General features: G+C 61.5%; 13 protein-coding genes and 2 pseudogenes. 10 read left to right on the top strand and 5 right to left on the bottom strand.

The window, feature by feature from the left end; all coding sequences use genetic code 11:
- Window position 1: 1 nt before the first annotated feature.
- The 4 genes and pseudogenes from HZR20_RS04010 (at window position 2) to HZR20_RS03995 (ending at window position 6,053) form a co-directional block, all read left to right on the top strand.
- Window positions 2-1,021: an NAD(P)/FAD-dependent oxidoreductase gene (locus tag HZR20_RS04010; RefSeq protein ID WP_181685300.1), complete on the top strand. Its 1,020-nt coding sequence runs from the start codon at window positions 2-4 to the stop codon at window positions 1,019-1,021.
- 584 nt (window positions 1,022-1,605) lie between these two features.
- Window positions 1,606-2,247, top strand: coding sequence for an HAD family hydrolase (locus tag HZR20_RS04005; RefSeq protein ID WP_181685299.1), 642 nt, complete (start codon window positions 1,606-1,608; stop codon window positions 2,245-2,247).
- Window positions 2,248-2,347: 100 nt separating this feature from the next.
- A pseudogene (locus HZR20_RS04000) lies at window positions 2,348-2,659 on the top strand (cyclophilin-like family protein); the annotation flags it as partial.
- Between the two features lie 214 nt (window positions 2,660-2,873).
- Window positions 2,874-6,053 carry a methyl-accepting chemotaxis protein gene (locus HZR20_RS03995; protein WP_181685298.1) on the top strand — a complete coding sequence of 1,060 codons (3,180 nt, stop codon included), beginning with the start codon at window positions 2,874-2,876 and terminating at the stop codon, window positions 6,051-6,053.
- Window positions 6,054-7,247: 1,194 nt separating this feature from the next.
- On the opposite strand, the gene HZR20_RS03990 is transcribed toward HZR20_RS03995, so the two are convergent.
- Window positions 7,248-7,412: a hypothetical protein gene (locus tag HZR20_RS03990; protein ID WP_181685297.1), complete on the bottom strand. Its 165-nt coding sequence runs from the start codon at window positions 7,410-7,412 to the stop codon at window positions 7,248-7,250.
- Between the two features lie 160 nt (window positions 7,413-7,572).
- On the opposite strand from HZR20_RS03990, the gene HZR20_RS03985 reads away from it, so the two are divergent.
- The gene (locus tag HZR20_RS03985; RefSeq protein ID WP_309484891.1) at window positions 7,573-8,313 is read left to right on the top strand and encodes an IS5 family transposase; all 741 of its coding nucleotides are present in this window, start codon (window positions 7,573-7,575) and stop codon (window positions 8,311-8,313) included.
- A 30-nt stretch (window positions 8,314-8,343) separates the two neighbouring features.
- Here HZR20_RS03985 and HZR20_RS03980 read toward each other — a convergent pair.
- A pseudogene (locus HZR20_RS03980) lies at window positions 8,344-8,451 on the bottom strand (transposase); the annotation flags it as partial.
- A 189-nt stretch (window positions 8,452-8,640) separates the two neighbouring features.
- Between HZR20_RS03980 and HZR20_RS03975 the strand changes: the two are divergent.
- On the top strand, window positions 8,641-9,396 hold the full coding sequence (locus HZR20_RS03975; protein ID WP_181685295.1) for a hypothetical protein: 756 nt from the start codon (window positions 8,641-8,643) through the stop codon (window positions 9,394-9,396).
- A 37-nt stretch (window positions 9,397-9,433) separates the two neighbouring features.
- The gene (locus HZR20_RS03970; protein ID WP_181685294.1) at window positions 9,434-9,802 is read left to right on the top strand and encodes a hypothetical protein; all 369 of its coding nucleotides are present in this window, start codon (window positions 9,434-9,436) and stop codon (window positions 9,800-9,802) included.
- A gap of 144 nt (window positions 9,803-9,946) precedes the next feature.
- On the opposite strand, the gene HZR20_RS03965 is transcribed toward HZR20_RS03970, so the two are convergent.
- The gene (locus tag HZR20_RS03965; RefSeq protein WP_181685408.1) at window positions 9,947-12,319 is read right to left on the bottom strand and encodes a DEAD/DEAH box helicase; all 2,373 of its coding nucleotides are present in this window, start codon (window positions 12,317-12,319) and stop codon (window positions 9,947-9,949) included.
- 242 nt (window positions 12,320-12,561) lie between these two features.
- On the opposite strand from HZR20_RS03965, the gene HZR20_RS03960 reads away from it, so the two are divergent.
- The gene (locus tag HZR20_RS03960) at window positions 12,562-13,428 is read left to right on the top strand and encodes a universal stress protein (protein ID WP_181685293.1); all 867 of its coding nucleotides are present in this window, start codon (window positions 12,562-12,564) and stop codon (window positions 13,426-13,428) included.
- Window positions 13,429-13,500: 72 nt separating this feature from the next.
- On the top strand, window positions 13,501-13,941 hold the full coding sequence (gene hjc / locus HZR20_RS03955; RefSeq protein WP_220132640.1) for a Holliday junction resolvase Hjc: 441 nt from the start codon (window positions 13,501-13,503) through the stop codon (window positions 13,939-13,941).
- A 4-nt stretch (window positions 13,942-13,945) separates the two neighbouring features.
- On the opposite strand, the gene HZR20_RS03950 is transcribed toward hjc, so the two are convergent.
- Window positions 13,946-14,110, bottom strand: coding sequence for a hypothetical protein (locus HZR20_RS03950; protein ID WP_181685292.1), 165 nt, complete (start codon window positions 14,108-14,110; stop codon window positions 13,946-13,948).
- 224 nt (window positions 14,111-14,334) lie between these two features.
- On the opposite strand from HZR20_RS03950, the gene HZR20_RS03945 reads away from it, so the two are divergent.
- Window positions 14,335-14,553: a DUF7472 family protein gene (locus HZR20_RS03945; protein WP_181685291.1), complete on the top strand. Its 219-nt coding sequence runs from the start codon at window positions 14,335-14,337 to the stop codon at window positions 14,551-14,553.
- A gap of 260 nt (window positions 14,554-14,813) precedes the next feature.
- On the opposite strand, the gene priL is transcribed toward HZR20_RS03945, so the two are convergent.
- Complete coding sequence (gene priL / locus HZR20_RS03940) at window positions 14,814-15,896, bottom strand: DNA primase regulatory subunit PriL (protein WP_181685290.1); 1,083 nt, start codon at window positions 15,894-15,896, stop codon at window positions 14,814-14,816.
- Window positions 15,897-15,955: the final 59 nt, after the last annotated feature.

Below are 15,955 nucleotides of genomic sequence, written 5' to 3'. Positions count from 1 at the left end.
CATGAGCGAGACTGACGACCCGAGCGAGTACGACGTGATCGTGGTCGGCGGCGGCCCCGCCGGACAGTCGGCCGCACTGTACACCACCAGACTCGGCCACCGGACCGCCATCGTCGATGTCGGCGGCGGCCGGGCGGCGATGATCCAAGAGGTCCACAACCTCATCGGCATCCCGGAAAGCGACAGTGGGATGGATCTCCTCGGCACGGGCCGCGAGCAACTGGAAGCCTACGGCTGTGATTTCTATCGCGATCGAGTGACGTCCTGTTCGCGAAACGGTGACGGAATCACCCTCGTAGGCAACTCTCACGAGTTCGCCGCGGACGCGGTCGTCCTCGCGACGGGGTTTAACGACGTCCGGCCCGATCCCCCGCTGCCCCGGACCGGTCGCGGGCTTCACTACTGTCTGCACTGTGACGCCCACATGTTCGTCGACGAGCCGGTCTACGTCATGGGCCATGGAGAGAGCGCGGCCCACGTCGCGGGGATCATGCTCAACTTTACCGACGAGGTGGACCTGCTGACCCGCGGAGTCGACACGGAGTGGAGCGACGAGACCGCGGAAACCCTCGCGAACCATCCGATTGACGTGATCGAGGCGGACGTGAGTGGCGTCCAGAACGGTGAGGACGGGTGGCTGAAAGCGCTGGAGTTCGATACTGGCGAGACGCGCGAGTACAAGGGTGGCTTCGCGATGTACGGCGCGGAGTACAACAACGGTCTCGCCCGGGAGTTAGGCTGTGAGATCAATGAAGACGGAACCGTCGAGGTCGGCGATCACGGCCGGACGAGCGTCGAGAGGATATACGCCGTCGGCGATCTGACGCCGGGGCACAACCAGTTGCCGATCGCGCTGGGTGCAGGCGCGAAGGCCGGCATCGACATCCACTTCGCGCTTCGCGATTTCCCCCGCGATCCGGACGTGCCCGAGTCACAGGGTCCAGTCCGGGACGAGGAGGTCCCGGGGATTCCCGACCAGCTGCTCGAACAGGCGGTCGACTTCCACACGTACGGCGAGTAGCCACCCGGTCGAGCATCCGTTGTCCACCTTGCAACGTTTCTGGCATCTGTTTCGACACGCTACGCGTGACACCCTCGCGAAATCCGCCTAGTCCACATCTTATTTTATCGCGCTTGGCCATGACTAGGACCTGCCCACGCTGTTCGTGTTCACGCATCGGCGATCCGTCGAAGGTGGGATACTCCCGGCGACGACGTGGACGCCATCGCGCATACGCTCGCTGGCTGCTCTCTCCGGTATCCCCGAATGGCATGGTCGGTCTCTGTGACCCGGTCCGGTGGGAATCGATGTCGACATCCTGCGTCTAGCATAACCGGTGTCGCGACTGGAGACGTGCTAGCCCTCGATTCGATAACGGCGTGTCACGCTGCCGGCCCAGCCCAGTCCCCGTCGCTCCCTAGCGTTACGCGAGACCGACGTGATGCGTCACTGTAACTCACGCTTGGCGATCCAGTCGGCGTTTGCCCCGAGGGCGTCGAGGCGTGGGCACAGGCGGCCGACTCTGGCGACCGGGGCCGCACAGCGGGTAATCTTTCCAGAGGCTAAATCGCCATGGCTTTGTCCACGCTAACGAACCATCGGGTATGACTGCAGTCCTCTGTGACATGGACGGCGTGATCGTCAGCTCCGAGGCCCACTGGAAGCGCCACGAGAGCGAAGACATCTACCCCGAAGTCGTGCCAGACGAGACGGTGCCGCCCGAAGAGACGACGGGGATGTACTATCGGGAGATATACGACTACCTCGATGACAACTACGGCGCGGCGATCTCTCGCGAGGCGTTCCTCGAACTGTTCGAGGCCGCCGGCCGGCAGATATACGGCGAGGAAGCCGAAGTCGTCGAGGGGGTCCCGGAACTGCTCCGGGACGCTCGCGCGGACGGCCACAGCGTCTCGCTGGTGACGTCCTCACCACACCACTGGATCGACGTCGTTCTCGAGCGCTTCGAGTTGGAAGACGATTTCGACGCGATCGTCAGCGCGGCAGACGTCGAACGTGGGAAGCCCGCAGCTGACGTCTACGAGCGGGCCGCGCGGCTGGCCGGCGAGGATCCAGCCGACTGCGTCGCGATCGAGGACTCGACGAACGGCGCGACGGCCGCGAAAGCCGCCGGCGCGTTCACCATCGGATTCACGGGCGTGCACAGCGACATCGACCGATCGATCCCGGATGTCGTCGCCGAGAACGTCGCGGAGTTGCGGGAACTGCTTCTCGAACGGCTGTAACCATACTGTCAAAGAGGGGGCGGTCGAACTGACGACCATGACTGCCCTACAAGTCACCGTCGACGGCCGGATACTCGACGCCGAATAGCTCGACGACAACTCTGCCCTCCGAGATGCTCTTGCCGACGCATTGCCCGTCGAGGGACAGGCGACCCGGTGGGGTGACGAACTGTACTTCGACGCGAGTCTGGACGGCGAGCCCGAAACGACGAGCGAGGAAGTACCCGTCGGCACGCTTGCTTACTGGGCGACCGGGGAGGCGCTGGCGCTGCTCTGGGGGCCGACCCCGGCGAGCACCGACGAGACGCCGCGGGCGGCCAGCCCTGTAGCGGCCCTGGCCCGGATCACAGACGTGAGTCCGCTGGCCGACCTCGACGTCGGCGGGACGGTGCGGATCAAGCCGGCCGAGTGAATGAGTTCGGTCGTCCCAGTAACGCGAGCGCCACTGAATTTGACAGATATCTTGTGGTATTTCAGGGAAATATTGGCCGGCGTCTATGACGCTCTACAGCTGTTTGGCGGCCCGTAAGCTGAATGTGTGCGATGGGGTGTATATTCGACCTACCAATTATCGCAATCAAAAATTCGGCGTAAGAGGTTAAATACCCCATCAGGCGAATGACAGTATGAACCTTCGACTCAAGCTCATCGCGCTCTTCTTAGCGATTTCGCTGATTCCGTTGTCCGGCGTCGGATTTCTCGCGGTTGACGGGATGGACCGGCTCAATCAGGACGCTCAGGACCGCAGTGGTGCGTCCCTCGAAAACGAGATCACCGACCAATTGAACAATAGTGTGACGGCCAGACAGGAGGGGATCCAGAATCTGTTCAACCAGCGCCAGGTCGACGTCCGATCGCTGTCGAGTGCCTCGGCTATGGAGAACTACCTGGCTGCAAGCGAAGGGGAACTGGAACTAATTCAGGATTCTAGCCAGTCACAACTGGGCTACATGGCGCTGCAGATGCACAGCGGCATCGACAGTGCGGTCCAGAAGATACTCGACGCGGAGTACGATGGCCGAGCATTCGACGAGTTAGCTCCTGCACAACAGCGCGAGGTCGAACGGAAAGTCGAGGCGCTGATCGGCGGGACAACGGGCGATGGAATCCAGATGAACGGCACCATGGCCGACGCGTTCGAGCCGGGATACATCGGTGATACCGGGTACGCCTACATCACTGACCTTGAGTCGAATATCATCGTCCACCACAGCCTCGAGGACGGCCACAACCTGAAGGAAGATAGTGGGGGAACCTTGACCGTCTTTGAGGAGGTCAAATCCAACATTCAGTCCAGCGACACGATCCGGGCGGGCGAAGACTGGGGCGTGGCCGAGTATCTCTGGGAGGATACGACCCAGGCTGGCAACCCCGAGCTCCCGAAGTTCATCGCTTACACCTACTACGAGCCCTTTGACTGGATCCTGGCACCGAACGTCTACTATCACGAACTCCAGGAGACGGCTCTCGAAGACGCCAAACGCGAGATGGAACGGTCCTTCGAGCGGTACCTCCTGACGCGGACGATCACCGTCGGCGAGAACGAACGCCTGGCCTATGACCAGCTCACGTTCGCGGGACCGAACGGATCCGAGATCATTCACGCTGACCGCTCGGGCGAGGAAGTCACCTCGGGAGCCAACGAAAGCCAGTCCTACGCCGAGGCGGACTGGTTCACGATGGCCAAAAGCGGCGGCCAAGACCAGGTCCACTTCAGCGAAATCCAGACGAGTGAGGGACACGAACAGCAGTACGTCGCCACCCCAGTGTACCGTGATGGGAGTTTCGAGGGAGTGATCGCCGCCAAGTTCAACTACTCCATCGTCACCGAGACCACGGACCGGGTGACGGTCGGTGAGAACGGCTTCCTGTACGTTCTCAACGGTGACGGAGAGATCGTCAGCCATCCGGACCGCGAGCAGGTCACCGAGCGAGCGGCCGTCGCGGACGGTGCCTACGGCAGTGAGTTGGCGGACATCGCCGGGAGCCAGATGCTTTCGGGCGAGTCAGGGATGACCACGTACACCAGACAGACCGACGGGTCGGACAACGAAACGCGATACGTCGCCTACGCACCCCTCGATCTCGGGATGAAGCAGTTCACGCTCGTCGCGACCGTTCCGGAGTCAGACGTCACCGGTCCCGTCGCGGCACTGGGAGTGGCCCTCGACGAGACGGCCGCCTCGGCCAGGAACCTCATCCTGCTGGTGTTCGCCATCGCAGCCCTCGGGGTTGCGGTGGCCGGGTACGGCGCGGCCAGATACATCTCGAAACCGATCGAGCAGGTCCGTGACCGGGCGACTGCACTGTCCCAGGGTCGGTTCGAAAACGGCGAGGACATCTCGGCCGGCGACGACGAGATCGGCGAGATGGTCGAGGCCTTCGAAGAGATGCGACTGAATCTGAACCGGCAGGTCGAACAGATCGAGGCTGTCAGCGAGTCACTCGGTGAGGGGCGCCTCGACGACGAGGTCCAGACGGACTTTCCCGGGAAGTTCGGTGCGATCATGGAGGACCTGCAAGCGGGGATGGACCAGCTGGGGACCAGCTTTGGGGAGATCAGCCGGGCGAGCGGGAACCTCCGGGACGGCGACCTCGATCAGGACCTCGATACCGACCTCCCTGGCGAGTACGGCCGGGTGATGGCCGAACTCGACGCCGGACTCGCCGAGCTATCGGCGAGTTTCGAGCAATTGCGCGCCGTGAGTCGGGATCTCAGCGAGGGGAAACTCGACCAGGAGCTCGATACCGATCGACCGGGCGCGTACGGCGACGTGCTGGCGAACATCGCAGAGGGACTGGACGCGGTCGAGGAGAGCATCGCTCGCGTCCAGTCGATCGCCCAGGAGGTGAGCGTCGCCAGCGACGAGGTGGCCACGAGTGCGACCGAGATCGAGCAGACCAGCGAAGATGTCGCCCGGTCTGTCCAGGAGATCGCAAACGGGGCCGACGAACAGTCCGAGAACCTAGAGGAAGTCGCCAGCGAGATGAACGACATGTCCGCGACCGTCGAGGAGATCGCCTCCTCGTCGGTCGACGTGGCCGAGACGGCGGGGGAGGCGGCCGATCGTGCCCGGGAAGGAAGCGAGCAGGCCGGGGCGGCCTCGACGGAGATTAGGGAGATCGAAGCGGAGGCAACCGAGGCGGTCGATGGCGTCGGAACCCTCCGCTCGGAGATGGACGAGATCAACGAGATCGTCGGGATGATCAGCGAGATCGCCGAGCAGACGAACATGCTGGCGCTGAACGCCTCGATCGAGGCCGCCCGCGCCGGCGAAGCGGGCGAGGGCTTTGCCGTCGTCGCCGACGAGATCAAGGGCCTCGCTGGCGAGGCAGCCCAGGCGACCGAGGAAGTCGAGTCCCTCATCACGGAGATCCAGTCCCGGACGGACGAGACCGTCACCGACATCGAGCGCATGGCCGAGAAGGTCCAGAGCGGGTCGGAGACGATCGAGGACGCCATCGACTTCTTCGAGGAGATCGAGGAGGCGGCCGAACAAGCAGCAGTCGGCGTCCAGGAGATCAGCGACGCCACCGACGACCAGGCCGCCTCGACCGAAGAGGTCGTGGCTATGGTCGACGAAGTCTCCAGCGTCAGCGAGGAAACGGCCGCGGAGGCCAGCAACGTCTCGGCTGCGACCGAGGAACAGACCAGTTCGCTCAGTCAGGTTTCGGAGAATGTCCGGTCAGTCGCCGGGCTCGCCGACGACCTCGAAGCACTGGTCGAGCAGTTCGAAGTGAGCAACGCGGAGGTGACCGCCGACACCGCGGACCAGGCCGCGGAGCCGAGCCCCGGCGACAACTGATCGAAAGCGGCTGTTTTTCCGGATAATTCTCTGTCTTTCCCGACGATTGCTGTTGCTATCAGTCCAGAGGCGTCGTAACGACGAAAGCGACCATGGAAATGACGAATCCGAGTACGATCCCAGTGAGCGCCGCTCCCCAACCGAGCGCGCGATGGATCCAGACGAGGTTCATACCAACCAGCAAACACACCAAAACGAGAATCGCTTGAATCCGTTTATCCGAACTCCTATCCATGAGTAAATATTGACACGAAGTGCGGTTATAATTTTCGAACGCGAGTACATACGAGCGCTATCGAACCACGTGAACACGAAAACTGCGCCCGATCAACGGGCCCTGATCACTTCCAAAGACCCCGGTGAATTCGATCGGCCACGATGGCTGTCAGCAGTTTTGCTAGAAGGGCGGAGTCCACCGTAAGCTACGGGTCCGCCGATGGATAAAGGGTCCAACTGTCTCCAGTGGAGAGATCAACCTTAAACACTGAGTTAGTGATTTCGAGGTCGAGCCAACCCGGTGTCATCGCCCACGTATATTCGTAGTCGGATCTGACATCAATATCGGGGTGTGGCTCGGTCCGGTCTGGAGGTTGGTGGAGAGGTCGAACCCGTCGTGGTAGTTTTCATGACGGTAGGTTTGAATGCGAATTCACGAAGTATCTCCCTCGTCTCGTCGACGTAGACGAACTCACGGCGTCAACAGTGCACCCGCCCTCCTCGCAGTTCCGCTCTGGGCTGGGCTTTTGGGCCCACCACGAAATGAGGCACGCCAACCCTGCGGAGAAGCGCCAAGCGGGGGAAATGCTGACCGACGAGAAGTCAGGGAACGATCAGCAGTTCTGGAGTCGCGACGACCGAGAGTCATCTCTCCGAGAGAAGATTCGGTCGTGATCATCTCGATGAGAGGAGTGCATACGAGGTAGTATATTCACGAAAATACCTGATATAACAGGATGATGACTAGCATCCCTTCGAGTGTGGTCTCGAACGTGAACACGCCGACTCCACGGCCCAGATATAATCCGACAAACAACACGAGAGCGAGGGTATCACGCGGCGGTACTGCGTTCGATTCGGAACGGCCCGGATCGGCTTCCATGGTACGGGCAAGACGTTTCCTTCATCCGTTATAATATGTGTGGATCACGAAAGCCCGTTCATGGGACGGAGCAAAGGCCAGAAACCCACAGCCGATCACACGATGTCGACCGACCTGGTCGCTATCACGGGACAGAGCGGGAGTTCGGGGAACGCGACCTCGACGCGGAAGGCCAGTTCCTCGGCGTCGCCGCCGAAGACGCCCACGGGCAAGGTCAGGTCCAATCCAGAATTCGAAAGTAACGATGCTTGATGGGTCACGGGACCCGCTCGATTATAGTAGAATTTGAAGAGCATCGCCCAGATGACTGCACGACTGCGTGCGGTGATCGTACAAACGCTTTCAAATTCTACTGCTCTGTTGAATCCGATGATGGCAGCAGGATAGCGTCGCTCTGAAGGTGGAAGCGAAGCGGGGAGAGTGAATGTGCCTGAAGTCCTCTTCTGCTTCGTTAAACAAGCCGCATCGCTGGCTCAAAAGCGCTGTGCTGCCAGCCCCACGCCGGTGGTGAGCGACCCGGTTGGCCACGGATTTGCCGATTGGAAGCATCTGACGCTGCATTTTCTCCGGATTCACATGGATGCAACCTACCGCGAAATCGTCGATTGGGCGAGCGAGATGGATCGAGTTCGGGCCATCTTGCAGTTGGCCCGCACCGCGTTCCCGGCACCTTCGACGCTGTGGCGGTCCTTCGAGCGGGTGCCCACCCGTGTCTGGCGCCAACTGCTCGACCGCTCGGCGGCCGCCTGCGATCCCGGCGAGCATGGCGCTGTGGATGCTACGTTCTTCGACCGGCAAGCGGCATCCAGCCATTACCTCGATCGGTCGGATCGCCACATACGGACGCTCAAAACGACGGCCCTCATTGACACGGACTCGTGTGCCGTCCTCGACGTCCACTGTTCGGCACACTGGTCTCACGACACTCAGGTGGGCCGTCAGGTGGCGCTACGCAACACCGACGAGATTGAGAGTCTCGCTGGTGACAAGGGCTACGACGATCAATCACTGCGGGACACCCTCCGTTCAGAGGGTGTCCGACCGCTGATCAAACACCGGGTGTTCGCGCATTACGACCACGCCCACAACGCACGGTTGGACAGCGGGCTCTACGGGCAACGCTGGATGGCCGAGACGGCGTTTTCGGCCATCAAGGAGTGATCGCTACGCCTTCTGTGGATTCAACAAGGCAGTCAGGTCAGAACGGCAGCGGGGGCACTCGACACCATCACGCCAGCGAACCTGTTGCAGCAGGTCCGCTGCAGCCGATTCCGACACGAATCGACTTATTGGGAACATATCGGGCACCGCTGGCGCGGTGCCCTTGCCCTCTTCGACTTTTAGTCGCAGCTCTCCCTATCAACAATCTCCTTCTCAAGAGCGTTCCAATCAAAAAACCTACTTCCTGAGATCGAATATGGCGATTAGAATTAAATATAGTTTTAAATAGTAAATTTTTTATGCTATCCAAACATTCATACAATCTGTATGTCACAAAAGACACGACGCGAGATGTTAAAACTGGGTGCAGTGGCAACAGGAACAGGGCTGTTTTCCAGTGTTGGGGCTGCACGAAAGCGGCGCAGCCACTCTCCAAAACAAGAACGGAAATATCGAGTACTCGAACTGAATACGATTGTTGATAAAAAAGGTAAGGCTGTTGTAGCAGTCACGATCGACAACGATGGGACGAAAGACCGCTATGTTGGGCAAGCAGACACTGACCAAGGAAATGTCCAAGTGACACAGATATCCGGCCCACAGTACCAATCATTGACGTCTAATACAGGAGTAAGGTCACAGGATACTGTCGAAAAACAGGTATCAGCCATGGGCGATAATCAAGACGTAATCAAACGATTTGATATCTACAAGAACACGAATGGGGAGTGCGGTGCATATGACTACACGCATAGACGGGACCGAATTGCCTTCGAACTACATGACGAATTGGACGAGCTGAGTGCTAGCGCAGTGATTGGTGCGCTGAGCACAGCTATCGGCAGCTCTTCGCTGGGTGGCCCAGCTACCGCCGCCCTTACTGCTGCTGTCACTCTTGTTATCGGTGGTGCCGCGCTATTGACCGATTATACGGAATACACCATCGGTGCGATCGAATTTGATAAAAGTGCACTTGGCCATACACAGACGATGAGCGGTGCCAAAGGTGGTACTGGCTACGGAGTCACAATGCCTAATTTGATTCCAGTCGGTTATAGCCTGGGCCACCCTGGGCGCTTGTAAAGATATTTTGGTATATATAGACATATTCAAACATACCATGACTGCGTATCGACACCGAATCGAGGACTGGCAATTCTTTGTGCTCTATCTCGGACTCATCATTGTTGCGGCTGGAGTCGGGTACATCGTTCTCGATGCGGTCGATCAAACAGTGCTGGAGGTTCCGCTTGTTTCCCTCGCACTGGGTGGGGCCGCTGGAGGAGCTATCATTGGAATGTCCTACGTCGAAACACTCGAATGCTTCTACCGGCCATATGGGGTCGGAATTATGATATTTTTGGCAGTGTCGATCGTCTTGATTTCGTCCAAGACGTTCTTTGGAGGGGTCGCTGTCGGTATGGCTGTCGGTCTGATCGTCACGCTCGTGATCGGTGAAGTGAATAGGGTCATTCGATCGTCGACCTAAATCCAGTTCCTCGATAGCTCCTATCCTCATAGAACCGAGTACGACAGCGACGAGCACTACCAGTTTCCGAGTACGAACCGACCGATGGAAACGTCCATCAGGCTAGACGAGTTGCCGACTGACAGCCGAAGCACGTAGGTTCCGTTAGTATCCAACCTCGACCGTCCGCGTCTCGACGACGGGCTTGATCGGGAGTTCCGGGAACGCGACCTCCACGGCAAATTCGAGTGCTTCGGTGTCGCCGCCGAAGACGCCGACGGGAAGCGTCTCCTCACCGAGGTAGGCCTCGCTTGTCGTCATCTCGACGCCATTGACCGTGACGCGGACGCCAGCCCGTGCGCCGCCAGCCGAGTTGTGGACGGTCACTTCGCACATCTCGTTCTCGCCGTGGGGGATCGAATCAGGGAAGCCAGCCCACTCGACGTCGATGGCTGGCAGTTCGGCCGCGCTGTCGCGGACACGCTCGGCGACACCGTCACTCAGGCCCGCCTCGACGAGGCCGTCGACGCCCGCCGAAACGACGTCTGCGGGCGTCGCCAGTCCCTCTGTGGCGAGTTTGCTCGCCCGCCCGGACCCGACGCCATCGATCGCCGTCAGGCCGACTGCATCGGCTCCGATCCCGTGTTCGACGCGGGCTTCGACACGCCGTGCGAGGTTGGCCCCGCGTGACCCGTCGAACTCGTCGAGGAAGGCACGCAACGCCGCAAGCAAGCGATTGGCGTTCTGTCGGATGACCCAGGCGTCGCTCTGGAGTTCTGCCGGCGTCGTCCCCTGCATGCTCGCCTCCAGGATGGCCAGGACCTTCCGCTGGCCGGCATCGAGATCCACGTCGAGGATGGTGGTTGGCTCGCTGGCCTCGCCCAGGACCGCCTGCACGGCGTCGCGCTCGTCGGTCCGGGCGCTGACGCTGTCGAACTCGCCAGCCCCAGCGACGGCCGTCAGGGCGTCCCGCTCGGAGAGGTCCTGCTCGCTCGCCGCCGCGGCGAGGTCGGCGAAGTGCCGGGCCGTATCGAGCCGAAGGTAGAAGCGCGAGGCGAGCCGACCCAGCGGCGTCGCCGACACACGGAGGTCGTCGTCCATTTCGACGAATCCACGATCGACCAGCCCGCGGAGGGCACTGGAGGCTTGCTCCCGGAGCGATCCGGCCGCCTCGTAGCGATCCGGAGCAGCCTGTGCCCGGACGTAATAGAAGGTGGTTTCCAGCCAGTCGAGGACATCATCCAGATCCCGAATTGTCCCCATTGCGATCTCGGCGTTGAGGTGGGCATCCAAACTCTCGGCGAGACGGGATTCGATCTCCTTGCCATCCCGGAGCAAGCGCCGGTACTTGTCAGCGTCACTCCGGTCGGCGATGACCCAGGCGTAGCCCTGGTCGTCGTAGCCCGGACGACCGGCCCGTCCCAGCATCTGCAAGACGTCGAGTGGACTCATGTCCACTTCTCCTTCCAGGGGGTCGTGGAGTTTCGTATCGCGGATCACCACACAGCGAGCGGGCAGGTTGACACCCCAGGCCAGCGTCGACGTCGAGAAGAGGATCGCCAGTTTCCCCTCGCGGAACCACTGCTCGACGCGGTTCTTGTCCTCTCGGGAGAGACCGGCGTGATGGAAGCCGACGCCGTCCAGTACCGACTGCCGAAGCGTGTTGTTGTTGAGATCTGAGGCGTCGTTGTGAAAGTCGTAGTCGCCACGCGCCCCGACGGGAATATCCCGTTCGGTGAGTTCGTCGCGGGTTTTCTTGGCAGCCTGGACGGTATCCTGTCGCGAGGAGACGAACACGAGTGCCTGCCCATCCTCCCGAAGGTGTGGTTCGGCGAGATCGAGCGCCCGATAGAGTCGCCGGTACTTATCGGCGAAGGCGTTGTCACCGTGGCTGTAGGTCTTGACGTCAGCATTCAGCGGGACGGGACGGTACTCGTCGCCGAAGGCGAAGGTGGCGTCGGCCGGGGCCTCGAGCCACTCGGCGACGTCTTCGATGTTGGTCATCGTCGCCGAGAGAGCGACGATTCGGGGGGCACAGAGCCGCCGAAGACGGGAGATCGTGACTTCCAGAACACTCCCGCGCCGGTCGGCATCCAGCAGGTGGACTTCGTCGATTACCACGCAGTCGACGTCGGTGACGAACCCGTACCGCCTGGAGTCGTGCTTGCGGGTCGCCGAGTCGGCCTTCTCGGGGGTCATGACGAGGACGTCTGCGCGCTCGGCCCGGCGCGGGTTGAGATCGCGCTCGCCGGTGACGACGTAGACGGAGTAGCCCAACTCCTCGAAGCGCTCCCACTCGCTCTCCTTCTCGTTGGTGAGGGCACGTAGCGGCGCGAGAAACAGGGCCGTGCCGCCAGATTCGATCGTCTTCGAGATCGCGACCTCGGCGACGGCGGTCTTGCCGCTTGCGGTCGGCGCGCTGACGACGACGTTGTCCTCAGTTTCGAGCAGTGCCGGCAGCGTCTCTGCCTGCATCGCGTTGAACCGGTCGAACGGAAAGGCGTCGGCGAAATCGGGCAGGACATCGGCCACGGGCACCCCGGCGTCGCTCTCGGCTTGTTTTGCCACGCGTAGTTCAACTACGGGGGCGGGCCGGGCATAGGCGTTTCTGTCGCAGGTCAAGCGTGCACGCAACACGCTGGCGCGGATTGAGAAGACAACTATGACGCAAGCAGCGACCATGACAGCCACGACCAACAGCCAGACATCGAACCGATCTGAAATTCCAGACGCTCAGTGGTCGACGTTTATGTGCGCAACGCGCTAACGTGATACATGAGATGTACGAGGAGATCCTCCTCCCCGTCGACGACACAACCGGGAACGCCGAAGCTCTCCACCACGCCGGGGAGATCGCTCACTATCTCGACAGCGAGATCCGGTTGCTGCACGTCGCCGATACCGAGCAACACAGCGTCACGCTCACCGAAGAAGGCGTCGTCGACGGACTCGTCCGACAGGGCGAACGGATCGTCAACGACGCGGGCGAGACGTTGGAGACGCTGAACGTCACGTATTCGACCGACGTCGTCCAGGGCAGTCCCGCCGAGACGATCGTCGAGTACGCCGCCGAATACGACTACGACCTGATCGTGATGCCGACCCACGGCCGCCAGGGACTGTCGCGGTACCTGCTTGGCAGCGTCACCGAGAAAGTGGTTCGACTCTCGAACGTGCCCGTCCTCACGGCTCGAATGCAAGAGGACGACACGTTCGCGTTCCCCTACGAGCGGATCCTGCTTCCGACCGACGGCAGTGAGGGCGCAACGCGGGCCGCCCGCCACGGTATCGACCTCGCGGCGACCGTCGAGGCGACCGTCCACGCCGTCTCGGCGGTCGAGACGGCCGCACTCGGGCCGGACGTTCGCTCGGGCGTGACACAGGGTGCCTTCGACCAGGGCGCTCAGGACGCGGTCGCGGACGTTGCTACAATGGCCGATAAGCGTGGCGTAGCCGTCGAGACTCACGTCCAGAGTGGCACGGCCGACGAGGAAATCCTCACGGCGATCGACCTCCACGACTGTGATGCGGTCGTGATGGGTACGACCGGCCGGCGGGGTGTCGACCGGATCCTCCTGGGGAGCGTCGCCGAGAAGACAGTCCGAACGGCATCGGTGCCGGTCGTGACTGTCCGGGACGAGGCGTGACCCTGACAGCCACGCTGGCATTGCGGGACGGCAGCCGACGCGTTCAAGACCGCGGCCGGCCAGATCCCGACAATGGCAAACTCGAACGCGAAAGGTGACCGCCGGGAGCGCGAACTCGTCAACGAACTCGACGAGGCCGGCTTCGCGGTGATGCGAGCGCCCGCCAGCGGCTCTGCGACCGAGCGGGAACTCCCGGATGTGCTCGCGGGCGACGGGGAGGACTTCTACGCCGTCGAGGCCAAATCCAGTGCCGGCGATCCGATCTATCTCGACGGCCAGGAAGTCGAAAATCTCGTCTACTTCGCGCGAAACTTCGGCGCGAAACCCCGCATCGGTGTTCGCTTTGACCGTGAAGACTGGTATTTCTTCCACCCGGCTGATCTCTATACCACCGACGCGGGTAGCTATCGGGTCAAGAAGGAAACAGCACTCGCCGAGGGGACTGACTTCGCGGAATTGACTGGCGAAAGTGAACGGACGAACCTGACAGAATTCGACGGCGACGAGGCCTGACCGATCACTCGAAGGCGATCCGGTACTCGTCGGCCGTGTCGCCGCTCATTGCTGGTTCGCCCCGCTCGTCTCTATCGCTGGATTGTGACCCTCCGACGGCCTCTATCCGACGCCGTTCCAGTCGCGAGAGTGGAAACGCGTAGCGCTTTGGCCGGGTCTCCCGGGCCACGTCACCGACGTAGACGGCCTCGACCGCGGATCGGGTGCGAGTGGAATCCGATCGTCCTCGTGGGCATGGTGGATGTCGGTCCTTTAAGATTTGCTGCGGCTCGGCTCCGGTATGCGTCCATACGAATCATGGGTCTCTAGGGGCCCCACATCACACGGGGACCGGTGGCTGTCAACGGCGCTTCGAAGCGCTTTTCGGGCGTCCCGCGGAACGCTCAGCACAGCATGGACCGAAAAACGCAATTACAGATCGGAGTCTCTATCGCCGTCGTGTTGGCGTTCCTCGGTGTCCTGGCGGTCCTGAGTACGTCTTTCTCGACGAACGGTAGGATGACTGAAAACGGCGGATATGCGCTGGTCGCCGCACTGCTCGGGTTCGTATTCGTCCTTTCGGGTGCTGGGCTATGGATCTCCAGCCGCTTTGGAGATATCGACGCGAGTTGAGGATTGAAGACTGTTCCGCTCGTGACCGGGCACTCGTCGAGCAACGAGGTCTCACTCCGTTCGACCGCGTGGCTCGCGAGTCACTTCGTTCCTCGCTCGCTTGTTCTGAGGGTTCACTCTGCTCACCCTCACGGCTCGCGTCTCGCTCCCTACAGTCACTCCCGCTCGCTCATTCCGAGGGCTCGCTTTGCTCGCCCTCGCGGCTCGCGAGTCGTTTCACTCCCCGCTCGCTCGAATCGATGTCTCCTTGTTCCCGGTGGTCACTCGTCGCCATCGCGCTCCCGCCAATCGATCACTTCTTCCTCGTCGGCATCCTCTAATTTCGCCTCGTAGTAGGACAGAGGATGGGAAATCTCTTCACAGAGGTCGTCCATGTTGACGCAGTCGCCGTAGGATTGCATGGTCGCACAGGCGGGCGGTGAGTAGTCGGTCGGCGATGTCTCGCCGCGAATGTGATCGGTCTGGTAGCGCGTCATCTCTTCGCCAAAGCCCGGGTTTATCTCGTAGAGCTCGACGATATCGTCAGTCGTCATCCCGATCGATGTCAGAAACGAGGTGATCGCAAACCGCGAGTGGTGGGCGAGGTGTTCACCCTTCTGGACCTGATCGAGCAAGGCAGTCATACAGGGCGGGAACAGTTCGGGCACGACAGTGTCGATGTCCCGGGTCAGATCGAGTTCGTCGAGGCGCTCGCTGACGGCCTCGACGTCCTCGGTGAGGCTGTCAGCGATCGGATCGGGCACGTTCAAGGGCAGTCCGTCCAGCACCCGCTCTTCGACGGCTGCCCGGAGTAATTCGAGCAACTCCTCGCGGTCGATCGGGACGCGTCCGTCGGCAAGCGATCGGTTGACCAGTCGCCAGTCGTCGCCGTATTGGCCGGCCGCAAGTTCCAGATAGGTCCCGACTGCTATGGAAAACCGCTCGGCATCGTCCAGGCTGGTCGTCTCACGCGGCTCGATCGCCCCGCGGAGATCAAACTCAGAAAGCAACGTGGCAAGCGTCAGTTGCTGTCCGTCCGTCGAACGGAACTGTGTGGCTGTCAAATCCTCCTGAAAGCGCTCGTGGGCCGCTGCGGCCTCGGCACGGGCGTATCGGTGGGTCAGGGCTGGCTGGTCGACCAGCGAGACCAGCACGCGGGCCACCGGATAGGAGAGCAGTTCCACGCGTGGTCGGCGGTGGGTCTCGCCGACCGTCCCCTCGAACAGCCCCGAGAGGATCCGCTCGCGACCGCGATCGACCGCTGACCTTCTCTCACGGGCGACAGCCGCGAGATCGACGTCGGCCGCTTCGACAGCCTTTCTGGCCGAGCCCAGAAACGGATATCGCGCGTGGCGTGGCTCCATCGACGGCAGGATTGCCACCGCGGGCGAATAAACCCTCGGGAGTAACCCCGACAACGGAT

The sequence above is a fragment of the Halorhabdus salina genome (genome assembly GCF_013839425.1).
Lineage (GTDB): Archaea > Halobacteriota > Halobacteria > Halobacteriales > Haloarculaceae > Halorhabdus > Halorhabdus salina.
Note: the sequence above shows the minus strand (reverse complement) of the source record. Positions and strands in the feature narration are given on the sequence as shown.